Annotated in this window: 30 protein-coding genes and 1 pseudogene; 29 read left to right on the plus strand and 2 right to left on the minus strand. The window is 67.9% G+C overall.

Features of this window, described 5'->3' with window-relative positions; translation table 11 throughout:
* Positions 1-179 precede the first annotated feature (179 nt).
* From QUY26_RS27435 to QUY26_RS27555, 25 genes are all read left to right on the plus strand, one after another.
* Positions 180-512: a hypothetical protein gene (locus QUY26_RS27435; RefSeq protein WP_289951190.1), complete on the plus strand. Its 333-nt coding sequence runs from the start codon at positions 180-182 to the stop codon at positions 510-512.
* Positions 513-535: 23 nt separating this feature from the next.
* The gene (locus tag QUY26_RS27440; protein ID WP_289951193.1) at positions 536-1,627 is read left to right on the plus strand and encodes an AAA family ATPase; all 1,092 of its coding nucleotides are present in this window, start codon (positions 536-538) and stop codon (positions 1,625-1,627) included.
* A gap of 31 nt (positions 1,628-1,658) precedes the next feature.
* Positions 1,659-2,789, plus strand: a complete 1,131-nt coding sequence (locus QUY26_RS27445; RefSeq protein WP_289951195.1) for a PD-(D/E)XK nuclease family protein — start codon at positions 1,659-1,661, stop codon at positions 2,787-2,789.
* 85 nt (positions 2,790-2,874) lie between these two features.
* Entirely contained in the window at positions 2,875-3,885 is a 1,011-nt protein-coding gene (locus QUY26_RS27450) for a helix-turn-helix domain-containing protein (protein ID WP_289951196.1), read from the plus strand.
* A 104-nt stretch (positions 3,886-3,989) separates the two neighbouring features.
* Entirely contained in the window at positions 3,990-4,436 is a 447-nt protein-coding gene (locus QUY26_RS27455) for a hypothetical protein (protein ID WP_289951198.1), read from the plus strand.
* Positions 4,437-4,506: 70 nt separating this feature from the next.
* Positions 4,507-5,160 (plus strand): hypothetical protein, encoded by a 654-nt coding sequence (locus QUY26_RS27460; RefSeq protein ID WP_289951199.1) that lies wholly within the window; start codon positions 4,507-4,509, stop codon positions 5,158-5,160.
* Positions 5,157-5,369, plus strand: coding sequence for a hypothetical protein (locus QUY26_RS27465; RefSeq protein ID WP_289951201.1), 213 nt, complete (start codon positions 5,157-5,159; stop codon positions 5,367-5,369). The genes QUY26_RS27460 and QUY26_RS27465 overlap by 4 nt, the downstream gene beginning before the upstream one ends.
* Positions 5,366-5,515 (plus strand): hypothetical protein, encoded by a 150-nt coding sequence (locus QUY26_RS27470; protein WP_289951203.1) that lies wholly within the window; start codon positions 5,366-5,368, stop codon positions 5,513-5,515. Before QUY26_RS27465 ends, QUY26_RS27470 begins: the two co-directional genes overlap by 4 nt.
* 64 nt (positions 5,516-5,579) lie before the next feature.
* The gene (locus QUY26_RS27475) at positions 5,580-6,062 is read left to right on the plus strand and encodes a hypothetical protein (RefSeq protein WP_289951206.1); all 483 of its coding nucleotides are present in this window, start codon (positions 5,580-5,582) and stop codon (positions 6,060-6,062) included.
* A gap of 73 nt (positions 6,063-6,135) precedes the next feature.
* Positions 6,136-7,635 carry a DNA cytosine methyltransferase gene (locus QUY26_RS27480; RefSeq protein WP_289951209.1) on the plus strand — a complete coding sequence of 500 codons (1,500 nt, stop codon included), beginning with the start codon at positions 6,136-6,138 and terminating at the stop codon, positions 7,633-7,635.
* Positions 7,632-8,051 (plus strand): hypothetical protein, encoded by a 420-nt coding sequence (locus tag QUY26_RS27485; protein ID WP_289951211.1) that lies wholly within the window; start codon positions 7,632-7,634, stop codon positions 8,049-8,051. The genes QUY26_RS27480 and QUY26_RS27485 overlap by 4 nt, the downstream gene beginning before the upstream one ends.
* Before the next feature lie 339 nt (positions 8,052-8,390).
* Complete coding sequence (locus tag QUY26_RS27490; protein ID WP_289951213.1) at positions 8,391-8,576, plus strand: hypothetical protein; 186 nt, start codon at positions 8,391-8,393, stop codon at positions 8,574-8,576.
* A 227-nt stretch (positions 8,577-8,803) separates the two neighbouring features.
* Positions 8,804-9,031 carry a hypothetical protein gene (locus QUY26_RS27495; RefSeq protein WP_289951215.1) on the plus strand — a complete coding sequence of 76 codons (228 nt, stop codon included), beginning with the start codon at positions 8,804-8,806 and terminating at the stop codon, positions 9,029-9,031.
* A gap of 123 nt (positions 9,032-9,154) precedes the next feature.
* Entirely contained in the window at positions 9,155-9,463 is a 309-nt protein-coding gene (locus tag QUY26_RS27500; RefSeq protein ID WP_289951216.1) for a hypothetical protein, read from the plus strand.
* Positions 9,464-9,537: 74 nt separating this feature from the next.
* Positions 9,538-10,017: a hypothetical protein gene (locus QUY26_RS27505; RefSeq protein WP_289951217.1), complete on the plus strand. Its 480-nt coding sequence runs from the start codon at positions 9,538-9,540 to the stop codon at positions 10,015-10,017.
* A gap of 102 nt (positions 10,018-10,119) precedes the next feature.
* A complete protein-coding gene (locus QUY26_RS27510; RefSeq protein ID WP_289951218.1) occupies positions 10,120-10,467 on the plus strand; it encodes a hypothetical protein in 348 nt (115 codons plus the stop codon).
* A gap of 31 nt (positions 10,468-10,498) precedes the next feature.
* Positions 10,499-10,771 (plus strand): hypothetical protein, encoded by a 273-nt coding sequence (locus QUY26_RS27515; RefSeq protein ID WP_289951220.1) that lies wholly within the window; start codon positions 10,499-10,501, stop codon positions 10,769-10,771.
* A gap of 29 nt (positions 10,772-10,800) precedes the next feature.
* On the plus strand, positions 10,801-11,364 hold the full coding sequence (locus QUY26_RS27520) for a hypothetical protein (protein ID WP_289951222.1): 564 nt from the start codon (positions 10,801-10,803) through the stop codon (positions 11,362-11,364).
* A 101-nt stretch (positions 11,365-11,465) separates the two neighbouring features.
* Positions 11,466-12,521, plus strand: coding sequence for a hypothetical protein (locus tag QUY26_RS27525; RefSeq protein WP_289951224.1), 1,056 nt, complete (start codon positions 11,466-11,468; stop codon positions 12,519-12,521).
* Between the two features lie 111 nt (positions 12,522-12,632).
* Entirely contained in the window at positions 12,633-12,821 is a 189-nt protein-coding gene (locus QUY26_RS27530) for a DUF4314 domain-containing protein (protein ID WP_289951225.1), read from the plus strand.
* 60 nt (positions 12,822-12,881) lie between these two features.
* Positions 12,882-13,394, plus strand: coding sequence for a hypothetical protein (locus tag QUY26_RS27535; RefSeq protein WP_289951227.1), 513 nt, complete (start codon positions 12,882-12,884; stop codon positions 13,392-13,394).
* Between the two features lie 500 nt (positions 13,395-13,894).
* Positions 13,895-14,872, plus strand: coding sequence for a trypsin-like serine peptidase (locus QUY26_RS27540; protein ID WP_289951229.1), 978 nt, complete (start codon positions 13,895-13,897; stop codon positions 14,870-14,872).
* Positions 14,873-15,927: 1,055 nt separating this feature from the next.
* On the plus strand, positions 15,928-16,161 hold the full coding sequence (locus tag QUY26_RS27545; RefSeq protein ID WP_289951230.1) for a type II toxin-antitoxin system VapB family antitoxin: 234 nt from the start codon (positions 15,928-15,930) through the stop codon (positions 16,159-16,161).
* Positions 16,158-16,565, plus strand: a complete 408-nt coding sequence (locus QUY26_RS27550; protein ID WP_289951232.1) for a PIN domain nuclease — start codon at positions 16,158-16,160, stop codon at positions 16,563-16,565. Before QUY26_RS27545 ends, QUY26_RS27550 begins: the two co-directional genes overlap by 4 nt.
* Before the next feature lie 345 nt (positions 16,566-16,910).
* Complete coding sequence (locus QUY26_RS27555) at positions 16,911-17,387, plus strand: NUDIX hydrolase (protein ID WP_289951235.1); 477 nt, start codon at positions 16,911-16,913, stop codon at positions 17,385-17,387.
* A 69-nt stretch (positions 17,388-17,456) separates the two neighbouring features.
* On the opposite strand, the pseudogene QUY26_RS27560 reads toward QUY26_RS27555, so the two are convergent.
* Positions 17,457-18,407 (minus strand): annotated as a pseudogene (locus QUY26_RS27560) (MFS transporter).
* 5 nt (positions 18,408-18,412) lie between these two features.
* Positions 18,413-19,768, minus strand: coding sequence for an NAD(P)-binding domain-containing protein (locus QUY26_RS27565; RefSeq protein ID WP_289951237.1), 1,356 nt, complete (start codon positions 19,766-19,768; stop codon positions 18,413-18,415).
* A gap of 62 nt (positions 19,769-19,830) precedes the next feature.
* On the opposite strand from QUY26_RS27565, the gene QUY26_RS27570 reads away from it, so the two are divergent.
* The 4 genes from QUY26_RS27570 to pstS all read left to right on the plus strand — a co-directional run bounded on the left by QUY26_RS27570 (position 19,831) and on the right by pstS (position 22,226).
* A complete protein-coding gene (locus QUY26_RS27570) occupies positions 19,831-20,352 on the plus strand; it encodes an NAD(P)-binding domain-containing protein (RefSeq protein ID WP_289951240.1) in 522 nt (173 codons plus the stop codon).
* Positions 20,343-20,480 (plus strand): hypothetical protein, encoded by a 138-nt coding sequence (locus QUY26_RS27575; RefSeq protein ID WP_289951242.1) that lies wholly within the window; start codon positions 20,343-20,345, stop codon positions 20,478-20,480. The genes QUY26_RS27570 and QUY26_RS27575 overlap by 10 nt, the downstream gene beginning before the upstream one ends.
* A 50-nt stretch (positions 20,481-20,530) precedes the next feature.
* Complete coding sequence (locus QUY26_RS27580; protein WP_289951244.1) at positions 20,531-20,908, plus strand: ArsR/SmtB family transcription factor; 378 nt, start codon at positions 20,531-20,533, stop codon at positions 20,906-20,908.
* Between the two features lie 229 nt (positions 20,909-21,137).
* On the plus strand, positions 21,138-22,226 hold the full coding sequence (gene pstS / locus QUY26_RS27585) for a phosphate ABC transporter substrate-binding protein PstS (protein ID WP_289951247.1): 1,089 nt from the start codon (positions 21,138-21,140) through the stop codon (positions 22,224-22,226).
* Position 22,227 lies beyond the last annotated feature (1 nt).

Raw genomic sequence — 22,227 nt, forward strand, 5'->3', positions numbered from 1 at the left:
TGTGCATATAGAATGAAACTGCACTGGATGGGGTGCTTGCTCGCTCGTATGGAGGGGTGTCGTGTCGCGCTGTAGGGGTCCGCCGGGGACTGGTTCGGTTGGTTGCTGATCGACATTCCGCCTGATCGAAGATAGATTCCAACACTCCACGGAGTGCGTACTATCTCTGAGGGGGAGCCGTGATTGACCAGCCTCCGTTGTTCGGCACGATCCAGCCCGTTCGTCATCCCGAATCCGCCGGTATCCAGCAGCGGTTCGAGGCCTTCCATGCACTGAACCCCTGGGTCCTCAGGGCGTTGGCCCGGCTGACCGCCGACTGCGCCGACAAGGGGTTCGGCCGCATCAGCATCGGGATGCTCTTCGAGCTCCTGCGCTACCAGTACGGGGCGGCGACCAAGGGTGACGAGTTCGCACTGAACAACGACTTCCGCTCCCGGTACGTGCGGCTCCTGCTGGCCGAACACCCGGAGTGGGCACCGCTTTTCGAGGTCCGCGCCCTGCGCGCGGACTGACCACGACCTCTTGGAGCCAGATCGTGAACGCACCAGCGGGCAGCGCGACACCGCCCGCCATCAAGATCAAGTCCCGCAAGCCGACCGGCATCGTCCCGTGGCCCCTTCTGCTTATCGAGGGCGAGGAAGGCGCAGGCAAGACGTACGCGGCCGCCGAGTTCTCCCGCAGTGACCGAATCGGGCAGATGTACTGGATCGACCTCGATGAGGGATCGGCCGACGAGTACGCCGCCATCGAAGGTGCCAACTACCTGATCATCGTGCACGACGGCACGTACCGAGACATCCTCGAACAGGTGGAAGCGGTACACGCCGAGGCCCGCCGCGTCGCTGCTGCGGGGGAGCCTCCGGTCGTGCTGGTCATCGACTCGGGATCCGCGCTATGGCGCATGCTCACCAACTGGACCTACGAGCGCGGCCGCAGGACGCGGAAGAACCGCGCGCTGCTCCAGGAGGACCCGGACGCTGCCTACGACATTGGCCGGAACCTGTGGAACGACGCACTGGAGCGGTGGAGCCGGGTCATCTACCTGTTGCGCACTCTGCCGGGCATCGCCATTGTGCTGGCCCGGGGCAAGCAGGTCAGCGCAACGGATGACAATGGACAGCCGATCCAGAACAAGAGTGAGTGGAAGGTCGCGGCCCAGAAGGACCTGGGCTTCGACTCCACCTGCTGGGTGCGGATGAAGCGCAACGCGGACCCGCAGATCATCAAGGTCCGGTCCCTGCGGATGCGCGTAGAGCAAAGGAAGCCGCTGACGATACGGGACTTCAGCATCGAGGACCTGGTCTTCAACGGTCTCGGCTGCTCCATCGAGTCCCAGCCGCGCATCATGCCCGCGCTCTCCGGTGACCTGGTCCAGCCGTGGCTGAGCCGCATCTCCGAACTCAAGGACAAGGAAGCCCTCGGCGCCCTGTGGCGCTCCGTCCCGGACCCGGCCAACCACCTCAGCCGGGAAGAGATTGCCACTGTCCGGGCCGCCGCCGAGCAGAGGGCCGCCGAACTGGACAACCCACGCCCAGAGATGGGTGACGGGCCACTGACCGACGCCGACAAACTCCGCGCGGCAGCCAAACGCAAGGCCGCTGAGCAGGACGCCGCCGCCGAGCAGTGATCAGTCCGCCCTCACCTCTTGGAGTACTTCCATGCCTGTAGTCACCATCGCTGACGGCGGCGCCCCGTCCATCTGGAGTGCCGCACACGACGTCGACGCCCGCCGCCCTCGCTCGCGGCAGACCCAGCTCGGGGCGTCCGACACCGTGTGCGGTCGACGCGCCGCGTACATCCTGCACGGCGCCACGCCGACCGATCACCCCGACAAGCGGGCCGCGATCCTCGGCACCTACATTCACCACGGTCTTCTGGAATCGGCGCGCACCGAGTACGGATGGCTGGTCGAGCGCAGTGTCCAAGACGCCCTGATCCGAGGGCACGTCGACGTCGTCCAGCTCGACAAGGCGACCGCGGCCGATCTGCCCGCCCGCCACAGACCGGCTGTGCCCGCCGACGTGCTCACCGTGGAGGACGTGAAGACGAAGTCCACGTACATGTGGGACCGCGTCCGGCGCTACGGCGCTACGGTCGCCGAGCTCCGGCAAGTCCACCTGTATGCCGGGGCGTTGTTTGAGGTCGGGTTCGAGGACATCCCAGGCCAGAGGTACCTGTCGCGCCTTGGTCCTCTCGACATCCAGCGACTGCGCTTTCGCTTCATCAACCGCGACAGCGGCGAGGAGCACGTCCAGGAGATCGAATTCGACCCCCAGCGCGCGGCGGAGGCCCAATGGTGGGTGGAGCGTGTACGGGAGATCAGCGATCCCGAGGAGATGCCCCGTGACTTCCACGGCCCGGGCCTGGACACCATCTGCGACTACTGCCCCTTTCGTTCCAAGTGCTGGCCCGGTACGGCGCCAGGAGTGCCGGAACAGGCCGCCCTCATCCACAACGACGTAGACCGCGCGCAAGCCCTCGCCGACTACGTGAAGGGACACGAACTGGCCAGCGAGGGCGACCGGATCAAGAAGTTCGCCCGCAAGAAGCTCGACCAGTCCCCAGCCGGAACCTACGGCACCAACAAACTCTCCTGGCGTGGCGGCAACGACGAGGAGAAGGACGACCTGGAGGCGATGGTCGACCTCCACGAGGTCGCCGACATACCGGTCCCGATGAAGCCGGACGCCGACCGCATGGTGAAGAACCTGAAGGCGGCAGGCCTGCCCGTCCCGCGACGGAAGACCGGCAGGAAGACACCCGCGGTCATCAGCATCGCGCCGGCCTGACCCCGGTGTTCGCTTCAGCCCCGCCCGGCAGGACCGGGCGGGGCGCCCTGTCCTGCCGCCACTCCCGCACCGCCCAAGGGGACCCGTGTCCATCCAACTGATGATCGCGGCAGCGTACTTGCCGCCCGACGTGCTCAGCCAGAGCCAGAAGCTCGCCCTCATGAAGATCGCCGACAGCGCCGACGATGAGACACGCCTCGCGCGGCCCGGCCTGACCCGCCTCGCGGCATGGGTCGGTGTGACGGACAAGCGCGCCATCACCATCGTCACTGAGCTGGTAGCCAAAGGCCTCGTCGAACGCGTCGAGACAGGAAAGGCGGGGCGCGCAGCGGTGTATCGCGTCTTCCCGCTCGGTGTACCGCCCACGCCCACGACTCCGGAGCTCAAGTCGGCCGCGGAGGCGCGCAGGGCAGCCCCGAAGAACCCTTCCAAGGCTCGCTCCGGCGTGACGCGCTCAGCCCCGGCCAAGCCTGCCATGACCTACCAGGACGTCGAAGCCAGGCAAGCGGCCCGCGCGCAGAGCACCGAAGAGCCGCAGACCCCGGCAGGGTTCCACCAGGAGCACCCTGTGAGCGGGCAAGGGTTCCACTCGGGGAACCCGGCCGAACCAGGGTTCCACGGCGGGAACCCAGAGGCCGAGAGAGACAGGGTTCCGCCGGGGGAACCCGAGAGGTTTCACGGGGAGAACCCACTGGGTTCCTCGGGTGGAACCCCTTCCTTTCCTGGTCCTTCCTCTGATCTTCCTGTCCCCCCTACCCCCACGGCTGGCGCCGTAGGGGAGCCTGCTGCCGCTGGCATGAGCAGAGGGGGCACCGGCGGTGAGGTGGTGGCGATTGGGTGCGAGCGTCACAGAGGGCGTCCCGCCGCTTCCTGCCGTGGATGCGGCACGAACCCACGCGCAGGACGCCAGAGGCAGCAAGAGGCGCTCAAGACGGTGGACCGTGAGCGCGTTAAACGCTTCTGGGACGAGTGGCACCAGGGCGCGAGCAGCCGCCGCCAGCAGGCCGGGGAGCGCGCCGAGACCGCGGAGGCGGCGCGCCGGGAGGCGCGCGATGCACTGCTGCGGGCCAAGGGGGACAGGCGGAAAGAAACCTAGCCCTCTGGGCGATCTTTTCGCCAGGAATCTAGACATCCCCACTATTGCATATAGAATAGAAACATAAAGAGGGGGAGGAGCCCCCTCTTCGGCGGAAGGATGACATGACCTACCTGCCCACAATCCGGCGCGAACACAAGGGTGCGCTCGTGCTCGATGGCGGCGCCGCCGCCCACGAGCAGATCCGCCTCCTCGCCGACCTGTACCGCGAAGACCCTGAAGGTGTCGGCGACGCGCTCACCGAGATCGCCGACCTCGAGAACCAAGTCGAGCGTGAACGCTGCCTCGACGGACTCGGCCACGCCGAGCACAGGCGAGACGAGATCGTTCAGGAGCTCCTCGACGAGATCGGCGGTGCCGAACTCCACCTCGACCCCCGCGAAAGCCATCACGCGCTCATGCAGGCGCGCAGTCTCGCCCACCATGCCCAGTTCATCGCCGACGCCGCCCGGCGTCGCGCCGACGAGCTGGCGGCACTGACCGCCATCGCCCGGCAGGTGCGAGAGCAGGGGCGCCGTCCGCTGCCCCTGGTCCCTCGCCTCGCCCGCTGAGTGTTTCCGACTGTTCCAAGATAGATCCCAACTCTGTACTGTTCGTGGCACAAGACCTCTTGGAGAACCCGTGAGCAACTTCCTGATGGCCCCCCTGCCGGAGCACGGCCAGACCAGCGACCCGCTGTGGCTGAAGCTGTGGCACGCCTACGAGCCGCTCATCACCTCGCTGCGCTGCCTGCCGCTCCTCACCAACGTGGAGATCAGCGGCGGAATGTTCGGCATCACCACCGAACTCAACGACGGCTCGCACCTGTGGATCTCCTCGGTCGCGGACCTTCCCCTCAACCCGGCCGAGGCCGAGGGCTTCCAGGTCACACGGCGACACTTCGACAACCCGACCGTCGACGAGCTGATCTACGACTCCACAGAAGACGGGGCGCAGTCCGAGCACCGCAACAACCCGGTGCCTCTCCTGCAGGCCGTCGCCGCCTTCGTCAGGGACCGTCAATTCGGGCCGGAGATCATCGACCTGTACTCCGTCTACCTCCAAGCGGTGACGGCGAAGCACGAGCCGCTGAACACGGTGGTGTGCGGGCGCGCCGACGACCGTCAGCAGGCGTTGGCCTGCTACGAGGGCTTCATCGACAAGGAGATGACCCCAAAGGGCTGGCGCCGGATCCACGAGCAGGGCGGCACCGAGTGGCCCGTGTCCGTGTGGGAGTGCGAGGGCGAAGTCGTCACCGTGTCCATCGTCCGCGACGGCGAGGCCATCCTTCGATGAGCGCCGCAGACAAACAGGAGACCGCAGCGGAATCCGTCGGCGGGCGCTGTCACTGCCTCATCGCGCACGCGCAGAACGACAAGGAGCGCGCCGAAGTCCAGACAGGCTTGGACAACGCGCTCCGGACGAACGACGCCCACGCCGTCCTGGTCGCCTGCCTTCAGCTCATGGCGCCCTGCCCGGCTCGCGACGAGCAGGTGACGCGGTGAACGTCATACACGCGCTGCTCGTGCTCGCCGTAGCCACTGCCTCTGGCCTGCTCGTGCTCGTCGCCGACGAACTGCGCTGGCAAGCCCGCAACCGGCGCCCCCGCTGCACATCGTGCGGCCAGCACCACCGCAACTCCCACCGCTGAACCCCTGTCCGGCCCGGCCCCGAACAGCCCGGGCCGGACAGGCCCACCTCTTGGAGAACACCTCGTGGGATACGCCATTTACATCCAGACCCCCGACGGCAAGGACGCTGAAGGAGACGAGAACTACTTCTGCTTCGCCTCGACGGCGATGCCGCGCACTCTCGACGCGATGACCAACTTCGGGATGCTCGTCGACCTGCCCATCCCGACCTTCCCAAAGCTGTCCGAGTACCAGCTGAAGCGAGCGGACTTCCTGCCCCGCACAGAGCCCGACAAGGACATCGCCGGCCGCGTCGCCGCGTACCGAGCCGCATACCTGGCGGTCAAGGACGCCTCGGAGCCCGAACCGACGGGCATCCCCGCGTACAAGCTGGAGCACAACGACGGCTACCTGGTCACCGTTGCGGAGATTACCGCCGCGCTGACCAACTACGAGGCGAACGCGAACGTGGACATAGCCGAGATGCCCGTAGGCGACCTGACATGGCCGACCTGGACGGCCTTCCTGCGCCGAGCCAAGTCGCTCGGCGGCCTGCGCACCTACTGACCCGGCTTCTTCGCCCGGCCCCGCCGACGCGGGGCCGGGCCCCCGCGCGAACTCTTGGAGAACGACCACCACCATGGCCACAGTCATCGACCTGCTGTGTGGCGCCGGAGGCAGCAGCACCGGCCTCGTCGAAGCCGGGTACGAACTGATCCTCGGGATCAACCACTGGCAACTCGCGATCGACACCCACTCCGCCAACCACCCCAACGCCGAACACGCGACCATCGACATCTCCGGCTTCCCCATGCGCTACCTGCCCAACGCCGACGTGCTCTGGGCGTCGGTCATCTGCACGGAGATCAGCCCCGCGGGCGGACGACGCAGGGAGACCCACCAGCTTGACCTTCTCGATCTGCTCCAGGAGGAGCAAGACGAGTGGGCGACCCTGACCAAGGACGCCTTCGAACGGACCCGCGTCACCGGCTGGTGCGTCGTACGCGCCGCCGAAGCCAAGCGGTTCAAGGCGATCGTCGTGGAGAACGTCGTCGAGTTCGGTCTCGAATGGATCCTGTTCCCCAAGTGGCTCGAAGCCATGGAACTGCTCGGCTACCAGTACCAGATCGTGTGCGTGAGCAGCGCACATATCGGCGACGACACCAACATGCGCGCCCCTCAGTGGCGCGACCGCATGTACATCGCCTTCACCCTCAAGACCATGCGCAAGCCCGACCTGGAACCCAGGCCCCTCGCTCCTTGCGCCGACTGCGGCGAGGACGTGCACGCCGTCCAGTCCTGGAACGTCGAGGGAGTCCGCATCGGGAAGTACCGTCGCGACTACCTCTACCGCTGCCCCAACACCCGCTGCCGCCACGCCATCGTCGAGCCGTACGTGCGACCGGCCAGCGACATCATCAACTGGCACGACCTCGGCACGCGGATCGGCGACCGCAAGAAGCCACTGGCGGACACCACGATGGACCGCATCCGCGCAGGCCTCGCCAAGTTCCCCTACCGGCCCAGCTCCATCACCCTCACACACGGCAAGGACGGCGGAGACAGGGCATACGCCGTCGAGGACCGCCCTCTCCCCACCCGCACAGCCAAGCAAGGCGACGCCCTCCTGGTGCCGACCGGCGGCTCGTGGAACACCGACGCGGCGCCGGTCGACGTGCCGCTGCGCACCCGCACCACCCGCGAGAGCGAAGCTCTCGTCACGGTGAACCCGTTCATCGTGGAGTTCCGCAACCACTCCACCGCCAGTCCGGCCAGCAACCCGCTGGCCAGCGTCACCGCCCAGGGCAACCACCACGGCCTGGTGACCCACAACGGCCGCGTCCCCGACCAGGCGAGCGCCACCCTCGTCGTCCCCTACCGCAAGGCCGCCGTCAAGACGGCCGCAGAGCCCGTCCATACCCTGTCCACCCGCGACTCGGCCGCCCTCGTGCGCAGTGCCCCGACCATCGACGACTGCTATTTCCGGATGCTCAAGCCCCGCGAACAACTCCTTGGACAGAGATTCCCGGAGAAGTACGTCGTCTACGGCAACCAGGCCGAACAGACCATGCAGGCAGGCAACGCGGTCAGCGTCAACGTCGCCAGGTGGATAGGCAAGCGATTGGAACCCGTCCTGTGACCGGATTGCGCAGCGCCCTGCACGGCACCCACGTCACCGAACACGCCCCCTGCTGGGGCGACCCCGACTTCGCCGTGGCCGACGACCGATGGAACACCAGCGAGGACCTAGTCGCCATCTGTGAACCCGTCCTCTACGTCTGCGGACACTGCCCCTACCGCGCTGCGTGCATCCGGCAAGTCATCCCGGCGAAAAGCGGGTTCACCGGTGTCTGCGGCGGCCGCATCTGGCTCAACGGGACGATCATCGACGCCCTGCCGGAGGCGGCCCACGGCGAACTACCGCCGCCCGTGATCCGCAAGTCGTGCGGCACGGCAGCCGGAGTCCGCGCTCACCGGCGCGCCGTCGAGCAACAGTGCCGCGAATGCCTGCACTTCCGCGATGCGCCCAACCAGCTCGAACTCCCCACTCCTTGACCGACACGGAAGAGACCACATGACACACCACCGCCCGATACGCGAACTCCTGGGCTCTGTCGCGGCCGTGGCCCTGCCCGTCACCGCCTGCACATCCCTGGACCCGGCGCTTCTGCCGGCGTGCCTGGGCACCATGCTTGCCGCGACCGGGGGAGCGGTCTGCGTGCTCGCGCAGGGAGGCCGCCGTTGAACAGCCCGGCGACGTACACACAAGATGAACTCCGGCACGATGTCGCTGACCCCCACGCGTGGACAGTGCGCGTCTGCTCGGACCGGTGCAGCACCTGCATCTTCCGGCCGGGCAACCTCATGGTCTTGGAACCCGGGCGAGTCGCGGGCATGCTCAAGAAGGCCCTCGCCGAGGAGGGGCACATCGTCTGCCACAAGACCCTCGACACCGTTGCCCCGGCGATCTGCTCCGGTTTCGCCACCCATCCCCACGGAATCGCAGCGTCGCTGGCGCTGCGTCTGGCCCAAGCCGGAGTGCTGAGGATCGTCCCCATCCAGCCGGATCAGAAGGGGTGACGATGACTCGGACACGCACGAGCAGCGATGGGCCTGCGCCCGAAGAGGCCCCCGCCGAGGAGTGGTTCGAGGGCTTGCCCGGCCGACGGTTCAGGGTGGCCCTGCCCCCACGGCTGCTACTGCTCAACGCGAACCAACGGTTGAGTCCGTTCAGGCGCGCGGAACTCACGAGAGTCCTGCGCCGCGCGAGCTGGGCAGCCTCACGCGGCGTTCCACCTCTGGAGCGTGTGCACATCATCGGCGTACTCCACCCGCAGAACCGGCAGCGGCGAGACCCGGCCAACTGGTACCCGAGCTTCAAGGCATGCGTCGACGGGCTCGTGGACCAGGGGATCTTGGAGGATGACGATCACACCCGTGTCGTGGGACCGGACATGCGGCTCGGGCATGTGGTGGAAGGCGCGCGCCTCGTCCTCCACATCCGCGAGCTGCCACCGGCGGGAACAGGGCCGTGACCTGCAGAAATAGGGTCATCCTTGATCGAAAATCTCTCCGGAAATCTTGCCTTCACCCTCAATGCATATAAAATAGAAGCAGAAGGAAGGGGGAAGCCCTTCCGATATCCCATGGGAGCGACCGTGACCGACCCCTTCAGCCTCGCGGGCATCCGCCAGCGGCTGAGCGCCGCCCACATCAGCTCGGACCAGGCCGACCGACTTGCTGAAGTGATCGTGGCCTCGCTCCAGGAAACGTGTGCCAGCTCCTTCCCGGGTGCCAACTACGACAACTGGCGCCAGATGCTCCCCGAATCGCTCCTTGACCTCCTCGTCGAGGTCCTCGCCTGGACCGACGACGGACTGATCGCAGCCGACCCGATGCCGACCGGAGCGGCCAGTCGCATCCTCGAGGACCTCTGGACTAAAGGACTCATCTCCCCGGCCTCCTGACCCCGCCGGGAAATCCCGGCGGTCGGGAGCGGCCACTCCCGACCGCCGGGCGACCCCGCACCAAGGAGGTGTGCATGTCCCCGCTAGACCCATGCCCTCTCGCTGACCGCCAGGTCTGCCAGGCCACCCGTGACCTCGCGCGAGCCGTCCTGCGGCGCCTCGGCGAGACGGCGGCCAAGGTCGAGCCGCGCATCAAGACGATCGTCGTCACCAGGATCGACGCGCCCTCGCGCCACGTACTGTGGCGCCTGCACGGTGATGACGGGCGGCTCCTGCTCAAGTTCGACCCCCTCCGGACCCCCGGTGCCGTATGGGGTGGGCTTGCTGCCGACGCGTCCTTCCTCGCTGCGCTGGCCGACCTTCGGGCCCATCCGCCCGGCTACTACTACGTGCACCCCATGCCCGACCCGCGCGATCTCGCGATCCCGCTCCCCGACAACCCGCGGGGCCTCGCCCCGCGCTCCGTGGGGCTGCTCAATGGGCTGACCGCCTTCGATGAGGGCGAACGCGCCGCTGGCGTCGTCGTCACCCGTGCGGACTGCCCTCGCGCCTGATCCGCTCTGCCGCCTCGGGGGAGGATACCCATATCTCGAATGCATATAGAAAAGAAGTTTTCGAGGGTGTTCGCCCCCCTCACTCACACACCTGGAGAACCCATGCCCCCGCGCCCCGCGATCCCGACGATCGAGACACCCGACCACCACGTCGGCGCCATGCTCCTGCTCTTCCTCACCCGCGCCCCCGACGACGACCTCCTCCGCGACGCAGCCCGCCTCGTGGACCACGCCACGACCGCTGCATGGGCCCTGCGCCCGGGCGACCTCGCGACGCTCACCGTCGAGCAGTACCGGCAGCTCCTCAACTACACCGGCGCACCCCAACTCCTCGACCTGGCCCTGTACCTGCGCGGAGACAAGCGCCGCATCCGCACGCTCATCGACCACATCACCCGCGCCATGGCCGACTTCCTCGCCCACTACCCCTCGCCGCCCACACAGGGCTGAACCCGCCCTACCCGACGCCCCAAGGAGAACCGTGAACAACCCGAACACAACGCAGTGGTGGGTCACCTACCGCGAGCCGAACCCCGCCCAGATGGACATCGTCGCCGTCGAGCCCGCCCCGGAAGACGACACCGCACGAGACGAGCGCAACGCCGAACTGGAACGGACCGGACAGTCCGCCTACAGGGTCACCGCACCCGACAAGGACACCGCGGGCGACATCGCCGCGCGCCTCTGGTCGGAGGACCTCGTCGCCAACCCCGAACGACGGGCCGCCGCAAACGCCCACATCGCTCAGCAGTAACACCGCGACACCGACCTCTTGGAGACCCCGTGAACCACAACTCGATCGCACTGAAAGCCCTGCGTGCCCGCATCGCCCGACGGCACGGCATCCACCCCGACATCGTGGAGAACGCACAGCGCATCACCCTCAAGCACTTCCACGCCGAAGCCCAGGAACCCGCCGTCGCCCTCGCCGGACACGCCTGCGACCACTACCTCCGCCTGGCCATACCCACCACCCGCTTCGCCGCCACACTCACCTCCAGCTCCCTGCTGATCGCGGACCGAGAGGCCGATGGCCGCCTGCACTGGGAGGCATACGTACAGCGGGAAGCCGCCGCCGCGACAGCCATCCACCGCGCCCTACCCAAGACCGCGCTCCTCGGCAACTCCGAAGCCGTCCACCGCATCGGTCGGACCTTCGGCCTCACCAAGGAAGCGACGAACGAGCTCACCGCCGAGATTGTGCTCACCCTCGCCGTGGGGCACCCCTACCGCCCCGCAGACCAAAGACACCTCACCCTGGCGGACACCCTCACCCAGATCACCGACGACGACCTGGCCGCGCTACTCGTCCAGGGCGTCCTGATGGCTCTCAGGCGCACCGACTAGGCCCGCCGCGCCGAACGCGCGATGGGAAATCACTGACCGCTAGCCCGTGTCGGCCCGTACTCGGCGGGCCGACACGGGCGCTCACCGCGAGGAACCGTTGCATGAGCCAGCTCGACCTGTTCGCCGAAGACTTCGACGAGCCACCTCCGTCACCTTCCGCCCCCGCCGCCGCGCCCCGACGATCCCTCGTCGACCTTCCGCCGGCGCCCGCCCCCGTGACCATCGACCCACCACGCCGGCCGAACCTCACACCGGTCAGGACCAATCTTGGGCACTACCGCCCCGTGCACCGCAACCCCCACGAGACCGCCTTCGACATCGCCGAAGCCGTCAGCTACGCCTGGCACCACAACCAGGGCGGCGACAGCATCGCAGTCCCCCTGGGCGTCGTCGCCACCCTCGCCCTGTGGCCACTGCGGGGCCCGGACGCGTACCTTGCCGCCGACTGGTGGCTCAGCCTCGACGACACCCAGCTCCTCACTGCCTTTCGCGAGTGCTGGGCCCGCTGGTGGATCATTCGCCCCGACCTCATCGACAGGGCCACCCCCCTGCACAGATGGGTCGACGATGAGGAGCCAGACTCCAGGCGCACCTGTGCCGTACGAGCAGTCGTCGAAGCCGCCGTGACCCGGGGCCTCCTGCACCTCACCACCAGCGGCGACGCCTACCTCCGCTCCACCACGGACATTATGGGCGCCCTGCTGACCATCATGCGCTCACCGGGTGCTCACGACTCACTCGCGGAAGTCCACACGCCGCCCGACATGGCCGAACTGATGGCGCGAATGATGCTCGACGTCAAGGACATCCAGACCAGCATGACCTTCGACGAACCCGCGGGCGGGACGGGCGGAATGTACCGAGCGGCTGCGCAGGTCCTTCGGGACAACGGTGTCGATCCGCACGGATTCGGGTGGTCGCTGACGGACATTGACCCGCTCGCTGCGGCCGGGGCCGCGGTCAACGCAATCCTGTGGGATCTCGGACCGCACGTGCTGGTCGCGTGTGGCGACACGCTGCACGAGGGCAACGTCTACGCGAGAGCATCCAAGGAGGCACGCGAGTCCCTGGAGCGGCGCGACCAGCTGCAAGCGCAGGCGGCCATCCTCACGGCGGTGCGGAAAGTCCAGGCGCTGCTACAAGGTATAGCTGCCTGACCTGCGGAAATCTCAAGAATTGCTTGGAGAAGATCTTGCCCCTGCCCGCAATGCATATAGAATAGAATCGGAAGGAAGGGGGGAACCCCTCCGTGAATCAAGGAGCGACACATGCCCTACCAGCCCGGCGACCGCATCGCACTTGTCCGCACTGCCGACCGATACACCGAACTCGCTCCGGGGGACGAAGGCACCGTCAAGAGGTACAGCGCCACCCTCCGCCAGCTCGACGTCGACTGGGACAGCGGCTCCACCCTCTCGATGCTCCTCAGTGAGGGCGACAAGGTACGCCCCGCCTAGCAACACAGGGCCCGCCCGAACAGGGCGGGCCCACCCCAGCAGACCTCTTGGAGGAGCGCCATGCTCATCACCGACGCCGCAGTCCGAGAAACGGCGATCACCCTCACCCAACGCCTCGAAGGCGACTGGACCCTCGACCCCAACGCACCCAACGACGGCGCAGCCCACCTGATCTACACCGACGGACGAGCCATCAGCTTCCGCCCCGTCTTCGGCGGAACCGCCGTCCAACTGTGGATCACCGGAAGCGCCGTGCCCGCGCAACAAGACGCCCCCGCCCCAACCAAACGAGCCACTCACGAAGCCCGCACAGCCGCCCGCCTTCCCGAAGGGCACCGGTACAACAAGGCGACTTCCCTCCTCAGCGAGGACGACGAGGATCCCACCGACATCATCCTGCGCACCCTCGAAGACCACCTCCTCCCCGCCTTCGAATACAAGCCCCGCTACGTCGGCCACCGGCCATGGGTCGACCTCTTCGACAACGCCTTGGCCACAGTCACCGCCGGGCGTGGCAGCCCTCCGGCCGTCCCCGGGGAGGGGGGGCGAAGCCGAGCCCGCACCAGAGTCTGACGGTGAACCCAAGGTGCAGTTCGATTCCGAACCGAACTCCGTAGCCAGCGCGTTGAGCGAGAGTGTGCGTCTGGGAACCGATTAGAACGCGGGAGCGCGCGCGGCAGCGGGCAGGGGGAATGAGAGCCACCAGCCTGGCCACAGGCCAGGCTGGTGAGGTGCCGCTGCAGCTGTGCCGCTTCGATCGACCAGTCACGGCGCCGCTGTCTCGTTCAGGCCATACCCATACCTGCGGGAACGGTCGGACTCCGCGCTGCTCACGGGGCGTCGGCATGCCCGGCTCCTACGTTGCGGGGCATGCCGCGACGTGCCGACCGGCCGAGTTGCAGTCTTGGAGCTGCGGCGGATTGACGCGATCGCCCACTGCGTACGTTCGAACGATTTCGCTACGTTACGGATGCGAAGCACCTGTCGGCTCGTTCAAGAGTCGCCGTCCTGCCCTCTATTGGAAAGGTAAGGCTCAAGTGCGCCGATTAAGACATGCCCTCTTGTCTCCCTTCGTGGCTACACTGCTCGTCCTCGGGTTAGGGGGACCCGCCGCCTCTCAGCCGAGCGCCGAGCCACCGTCTCTCGGATCAGACACAGTCGAAGCCGTTCCGGAACTCTCAGATGGCACCGACGTCGACACAGTCGATGCCGCGCAGTCGGTCGAGAAGTATTGGACTCCGGAGCGGATGGAGAACGCCATCCCTGCCGACGCCCCGTCGGCCGACGCCTCGGATCCGTCGATGAACGACGATCAGGAGGATACTGACGGAACCCCAGAATCTACGCCTCCCGCACCGCCAGTCGCCGATGCTGGCGACTCGATAGCCCTGGAGGAGACGAGTTCCGTTGGCAAGGTGTTCTACACCAAGTCTGACGGCAAGGAATACGCTTGCTCGGCAAGTGCCGTCAACAGCCCGTCGAAGCAGATGGTTGTGACTGCCGGACACTGCGTCAATGAGGGCGGCAAGAACGGTCGGAAAGGGAAATGGGTAAAAAACTGGACCTATGTCCCCCAGTATCGAGCAGGCGCACGCCCCCATGGCACATTTGCGGCCAAGGAGTTCAGGGCCTTCAACGGCTGGATTGAAAAGAGCAACCTGCACTGGGACCTGGGTATGGTCACCACTTGGCCTCGAAATGGCAAGAAGCTCATCAACGTCACCGGCGGAAATGGGTTATCGTACAACTATAGTCGCAACCAGAGCGTAACTGCTTGGGGGTACCCCATCAATCGTGACTTCGGAAGAATTCAGTGGTGGTGCAAAGACACCACGAAGCGTGTCGGCCTCTTGGATGGCCGAATTGAAATTGATTGTAACTTCGGGGGTGGGGTGAGCGGCGGGCCATGGCTGCGCGAATACAACGCTAGTACTGGGCTGGGATACATCAACGGTGTATTCAGTACGACGGTCAGTACCGGCTGGAACCGAAGCCCCTATTTCGGTAAGAGCGTCCACAAGATGTTCAAGGCGCAAGGAAGCGAAACCTAACCCCGACCGCAACAGCCAGCCGTCATGACGGTCTCGTCAGTGGCCACGCGCGCACCCTGACACTACGCTGTCAGCGGCCCACCCGGGAGGAAAGCCATGGGACCCTCCAAAAAGCGAAAGATCGCTCTGACGGCAGGAGTTGCTGTCGCGCTGGTCACAGCAGGAGTGCTTTGGCGAGCGACAGCAGTCGGCACCAACGGGAACACGCCCCCATCGCCTGACAGCGGCAGCACAAGTGTACGCACGAACCCCGACCCCGACTCTGTCGAGAGGTACTGGACGCAGGAGCGGATGGATAGGGCCGAGCCGGCCCCCATGCCGGAAGACGACTGAGGGGCGCAGCGTGTTCTTGTAGTCTGGTTAGGCGAACTTGGCCTGCTAGAGCAGGCATTGAGGCTCCGCCCGGTGACCCAGGGCGGAGCCTCTTCGCTTTGGAAAGGGAATCCGCCGCGCGGAGGTTCATGACCCCTGGCTCATCGGGAGCGATGCCCGTGGCCTCCACGCGAAGGCGTCCAGCCAGGACGTATTCGGGACACGTTCCGGACGCAAGGAGAGGAGCAGACCGACAAGGGTCCATGAGGGCAGGAACAGCGCATGCCTTCTGACCTGGTAAAACGGCCAGTTTCGGCGATGATCGACAAGAGCCGCCAAGATCCTCGAAGGACTCATAATCCGTCGGCCGTGGGTTCGAGTCCCACCCGCCCCACAGAAGTACTTACGAAGAAACGTTCTGACCTGCGGAAATGCGGCAGGGCGGTTGTTTTGCGTGAGGCAGTTGCCTCACCTCGGTGAGGCAATCGTGCGCCTGTGCGGCCTGCCGGGTCTCTGATCCCCTTGTGGCCTGGGGCTTTGGGGGTACACCTCGGTGGGGGCTGTGGTTGACGGTCCCACGGCTCATCCATGAAACATCTGTGCCCCCGGCCCTTCCGGTGAAATGGCCGTTTCGTCCGGGCGGTCGGATCGCGTCTGTCTCGTGCGTGGGGGGCTGTCGCGAGGAATGTTGGTGATGTAGCTTGGTTATGTACATCATGGACTCGCGGTGAAGGGTGGCCGGTATGTCTGTTACCCAGATCGATCTCGATGACGAGGCGCTGGCCGAGGCGATGCGGCTGATGGGTGTCTCGACGAAGAAGGAGACCGTCAACACGGCTCTGCGGGACTACGTGGCGCGGATCAAGAGGCTTGAGGCCGCCGAGAAGCTGGCCGCGCGGGGTGAGCGGGGCGAGTTCGAGGCCGCTGCTGCTGCTCATGGCGCCGCCAAGGACGCCCGGCGGGCAGCCTTCGAGTGATCACGTACCTTCTCGATACTTCCGCCTTGTGGCACCTCTTCCGTACGCCGGGGGCGTTGCGGCCCTGGGAAGGGCACATCGCCGCCGGCGTGTTCCATATCTGTGAGCCCACGAGGGCGGAGTTCCTCTACTCGGCGACCAGCCCGGCCCACCGGGATGAGCTGGCCGAAGAGCTGGACGCTCTCTGCCAGTTCTCGCCGGTGCCCAAGAACGCGTGGCGCTGGGTCGATACGGCGCAGTACAAGCTCACCCAGCGGGCACAGCACCGGGCCGCCGGAGCCGTCGATCTTCTTGTGTGCGCGACAGCGGTCCATCACGGCCACACCGTGCTCCACGTGGACAACGACTTCGCCACCGTGGCGGCGGTCCTCAAGGAAGTGCAGCAGCGGGACGTACGCGCCTGACCGCTGGCCATCTGCTCATGGCCGGCGTGGGTCGACAGGAACTCACGGACCGCGAGAGGCGGTTGCTGGCCCTGCTCATACCCTCACGCTGGGATCGGTCGCTCACCTGTGGACGACGGGAAGATCCTCAACGGCAGAGTCTCTTGGGGCCCGTCATCCGCGCGATGGGATCGCCGCGCCCGGGGCCGCAGCGGCGATCGCGCCCTGTGCCCCCGGCCCGCGCGCCGAACGTAGATGGCTGATCACTTCCCTGATCAAACCGCCCGAGCTGAGCCGTGCTTGAGATGTCGATCAACGCAGCTCAGGCCTTGATCGATGTTTCGAGTGCCCCATAGCGTCAGGGTGGTGGAAACAACGCACCGGCCCGCGGCCCGGGTCATCTGTCTGGACGCCGCCCATCGCCTGCTTCTTCTGCGCTGGCGTGATCCGTTCGACGGGACATGGCTCTGGGAGCCGCCCGGTGGCGGCATGGAGCCGGGCGAGACGCCGCTGGAGGCGGCACGACGTGAGCTGGGCGAAGAAACCGGACTCGATCCGGCTGCGGTACGTGATCGGTATGTGCTGGTTGACCGTGATGTGCGGTGGAACGGCAAGCGGTACACCGGGACGGAGTATTTCTTCGTCGCGCAGTTCGCCGGCGAACGACCCTCGCTCGTGCGGACCGGTCTGCTCCCCGATGAGCAGACCAATTTGGACACGCACGTGTGGATAGCGTGGTCGGATCTGGGCTCGCTGGCAGACCCGGTTGAGCCGCCGCAGTTGCTGGCCGTGCTGGGCGCCCTGGTGCCGGGCGGCCCGTGGGTTGATCGTGCTCGTGCATGACCAGCGGTCCCACCAGGCTGCCGACCCGATGGCATTGATCGTTTATGAGGCCGGGGGTTCGCTGGGGCGTCATCTGCGCCCCCGTGTGTTTGCGGCCGTCGCGAGTGCCGCACCGGCGGCGGAGACACCGGCGAGGAGAGCGAAGAGGCCGGGGTGGCCGCCGAGAGGCCCGGCGATGGCCGCACCCGCGAACGGGGCGAGGGCCGCACCCGCGAACGGGGCGAGGGCGCTGGCGATGGTGACGGGTGCGGCGGGGATGCCCGAGAGGCGGCCGTAGTTGGTGGTGCCCCAGCGGTCGGTGACGGCGGTGGCGTGGAGGCGGGTGAGGTTGCCGCGGACCAGGCCTGCTGTGATGGCCAGGAGCAGTAGGAGTGGGTACGGGCCCGGTGTGATGGCCAGAGCTGCCGTGGTCATGCCTCCTGCGGCGATGAGGGCGTGGGCGGGGACGGTCACGACGGCGAGGATCAGGGCGAGGACGGTGTACGTGGTGCGCCGGCCCGGGTGTTCGGCGAGCACGGCCGTCAGGGTGCGAAGGCGGTGGAGGCCAGGCCGCCGGCGAGGGTGACGACCGTGAGCGCGCGGACGCGGTTCTCGCCTCACCGGCCGGTGAGGGCGGCGAAGGCGGGCTGAGAGAAGGTGGTGGCCATGGTGACGCCCGCAAGGAGCCAAGCCGCTGTGAAGACCGCCAGGTTGGGAGCGCGCGCGAGGCTGAGCACGGTGGTGACGCCGAGCACGGAGCCGGTGGTCATCACGGCGCGCGGGCCGCGGCGGTCGAGGACGCGGCCGGCCCGCCGGGGTGCCGACGGCGGCCGAGCCCAGGAGCGCCGCGGAGAATGCCGCGGTGGTGCTGGTCGCGGACCAGCCGGTGTCGGCGGTGATGCGGGCGTTGAGGACCGGGAAGGCGTGGTGGACGATGCCCCAGCTCGTGATCTGCGTGGCGCAGAGGGCGGGCAGGGCGGCGCGAGGGCGCGACCGGTCCCCCGTTCCGGTCGCGTCCTCGCGGGTGCCGAGGTCGGTCACGACGGTCAGCAACTCCCAGAGGTGCCGGCCGCGCCGCCGATCTGCAGGGTGGCGGGAGCGGCGCAGCAGCCCCCGGCCTGCTCGGTGTTCTCGGGTTCGTCGAAGAGGCCCGCTCCGCCGCAGACCCCGGTCTCGGGGAGGGTGAGCTCGACGCGCTCGGCGGCCTCCTGGTCACCGGCGAGGGCGGCGGCGATCGAGCGCACCTGCTCGTAGCCGGTCAGGGCCAGGAAGGTGGGGGCGCGGCCGTAGGACTTCATCCCGACCAGGTAGAGGTCCTTCTCCGGGTGGGAGAGCTCCGCCACGCCGTGGGGGTAGACGGTGCCGCAGGAGTGGACGTTGGGGTCGATCAGCGGGGCGAGCGCGGTCGGTGCCTGGAGGCGTTCGTCCAGGCCGAGGCGGACTTCGGAGAGGAAGGTCAGGTCGGGGCGGAAGCCGGTGAGGACGATGACCTCGTCGACCGGGTCCAGGCGGCGGCCGTCCTCTGCGACGAGTACGACCTGGTCGCCGTCCCGGTCGACTGCCTCGGTGCGGAAGCCGGTGACCGCCGACGCGTGTCCGTCGTCCACCGCGGCCTTGGCCCGCAGGCCGAGTGCGCCGCGAGCCGGGAGCTGGTCGGCCGTGCCGCCGCCGAAGGTGTCGGCGCCGAGCCCGCGGCGCAGGATCCACACGGCGTGCGTGTCCGGCTCCTGCTCGGCCAGGTCGGCGAGGTAGGCGAGGGCGGTGAAGGCGGAGGCGCCGGAGCCGACGACGGCGGTGCGCTTGCCCGCGTAACGGGCGCGCACGGCTGGGTCCTTGAGGTCCGGGACCTGGTAGGAGACATGGTCGGCGGCCGCGCTCTCGCCGAGGGCGGGCAGGCCGTTCGCGCCGAGTGGGGAGGGTGTGGACCAGGTGCCGGAGGCGTCGATGACGGCACGGGCGCCGATCCGCTCCTCGCCGCCCTCGGCGGTGCGGATGTGGACGGTGAAGGGCTGCTCGGCGCGGTCGGCATCGACGATCCGGTCCCGGCCCGCGCGGGCCACGCCGGTCACCGTCGCGCCGCAGCGGACCCGCTCGCCGAGGACGTCGGCGAGCGGCTGGAGGTACTGCCCGGCCCAGTCGCCGCCGGTCGGGTACGTGGCGCCGTCCGGGCGCACCCAGGTGGTCGGAGCCAGGAGCTTCTCCGCGGCCGGGTCGACCACCTCACTCCAGGGGGAGAACAGCCGGACGTGCGACCACTCCCGCACGGCGGTGGCCGCCGACGGTCCCGCCTCCAGGACCAGCGGTTCGAGGCCGCGCTCGACGAGGCGGGCGGCGGCCGCCAGGCCGACCGGTCCGGCACCGATGACCACGACGGGCAGCTGATCGTTAGTGGGCGCGCTCACGAGATTCCCCTTTGTTTCGACTTCTGTCGATGTCTTGCGCGGTCAGCATGCCACCTGATTCGATGAGCGTCAACATAGACATCTATCGAATCAGCGAGGTGTGCTTCATGGGGCACGTGGACGTGGTGGTGATCGGGGGCGGCCAGTCGGGGCTGGCCACCGAGCACTCCTTGCTCGGGGTGGGGCTCGAGCCGGTGGTGCTGGAGGCGTCCGAGCGGGCGGCGGGATCGTGGCCGCGCTACTACGACAGCCTCACGCTCTTCTCTCCCGCCGGGTGCGGTTCCCTGCCCGGGATGCCGTTCGGTGGCGATCCGGATCGCTACCCGCACCGGGGCGAGGTCGCCGCCTATCTGCTGCGCTACGCGGACCGCCTGGACGCTGACATCCGGACGAGGGCCCGGGTGCGCGAAGTCCATGCCGAAGGCGGCGCGTTCACGCTGGCGCTGGAGGACGGCGAGCGGCTGTCGGCCCGGACTGTGGTGGCCGCGTCCGGAGCCTTCGGGCATCCGTACCGCCCGGCGCTCCCGGGCCTGGAGGGCTTCACCGGCACCCTGCTGCACGCCATCGCGAAGGGGTGTCGCTGACGCACCCCGGCCTCGCGTACGTCGGCCTGGAGTGGCAGCGCAGCCTGTCGTCGAACTCCTTGCGCGGGGTGGGCCGGGACGCGGAGCGGGTCGCCCGCCGCCTGGCCGGGTACCTGCGCCGGGGCTGAGAGGGCGCCGGTCCTGGGCGCACTAGTTCGACATGTGTCAACATAGATGTATGTCGAACACCAAGGTGCTGCCGCTGTTGGGACCCGACGCCGACGCCGACGCCGCCGAGGTCGTGGCGCCGTGCTGCCCGCCGCTGACCGAGCGCCCGTTCACCGCCGAGGAGGCCGAGCGGACGGCGCCGATGTTCAAGGCACTGGGGGATCCGGTCCGGCTGCGGCTCTTCTCGGCGGTGGCCTCGCACGAGGGCGGCGAAGCCTGCGTGTGCGACATCTCCGACGTCGGGGTCTCCCAGCCGACCGTCTCGCACCACCTGAAGAAGCTGAAGGAAGCCGGACTGCTCACCTCCGAGCGGCGCGGGACCTGGGTGTACTACCGGGTGGAGCCGTCGGTCCTCGCCGCGATGGGGAACCTGCTCACCCTCCGCTGAGCCTGCGTCACATCAGCACCCCCGGCGCGACAGGAACGTGTCAGCAGACGTTCGCCTGAGCGTCGCCCCCACCGAGACTGCATAGGCAAACATCTATCTCCTGGTACGTGGCGGCGTGAGTCGACGGCCGGTTCATGACGTTGTCCCCATCCGCCACCCGTACGCCTTCCGAAGGGGGCCAGGGGTGCAGCATCGGCGCGGGAAACGGAATCGTCTTCTGCCGGTCGGCGTGGCCGCGGCCGTGGTCGCGGCGACCGGCGGGGTGCTGAGCTGGCGGTGGCAGGCCGACGACGGCGGCTCCGGCGCATCGGCTGCCTCGTCGGCCGTGGCGCGGGCCGACTGCGCCAGGAGCGGGAAGGTGCCGGGCTCGGGGTCGACCGCTCAGCAGAACGCGATGAAGTACTGGATCGGGCAGTACGAACGTGCCTGTCCGCCGGTGCGCATCGCCTACAACCCCCTGGGCTCGGGCGCCGGAGTCGCGCAGTTCATGCGGGGCGCCACCGCGTTCGGCGGCTCCGACACCCCCGTCAAGCCGGAGAACGCCAAGCCCGCGCAGGGCGTGTGTCCGGGCGGCCGCGCGATCAACCTGCCGATGCTGAGCGGCCCCATCGCGCTCGGCTACAACGTGCCCGGTGTCGAGGACCTGGTCCTGGACGCGCGGACGCTCGCCAGGATCTTCGACTCGAAGATAACCACCTGGGACCACCCGGCCATACGCAGGCTCAACCCGAAGTCCGTGCTGCCGTCGATGCCCATCCGGGCGGTGCACCGCTCCGACGACTCGGGCACCACTCAGAACTTCCAGGCGTATCTCGCGGGCGCGGCCCCCGAGGTCTGGTCGCATCCGGCGGAGAAGGCGTGGCAGGGGCGCGGGGGCGATTCCGCCAGTGGTTCGGATCTCGCGGCCAGGACGGTGAACTCCACGACCGGTTCCATCGGTTACTTCGAACTGTCCTTCACGACCAGGTTCCATATGAAGAGCGCGCGCATCGACACCGGGGGCAGCGAGCCCGTGCCGGCGACGACGAAGACCGCGTCCGCGGGCATCGCCGCCGCCGAAGTCGTGGGCGCGGGCAAGGACATGACGTTGAAGTTCGACTACCGGACCTCGGCCGCCGGTACGTATCCGATCGTCCTGGTGGCGTACGAGATCGTGTGCGACAAGGGCAACGCGCCCGACACCCTGCCCGCCCTCAAGTCGTTCCTGACCTACACCGCCAGCCGTGCCGGACAGCGGCCCCTGTCCAGGATCCACTACGCGCCGCTGCCGGAATCCGTCGCCGCCGAGGTGCGCGAGGTCGTCAGGACGTTGCGGTGAA

The sequence above is a fragment of the Streptomyces flavofungini genome (genome assembly GCF_030388665.1).
Classification (GTDB): Bacteria; Actinomycetota; Actinomycetes; order Streptomycetales; family Streptomycetaceae; genus Streptomyces; species Streptomyces flavofungini_A.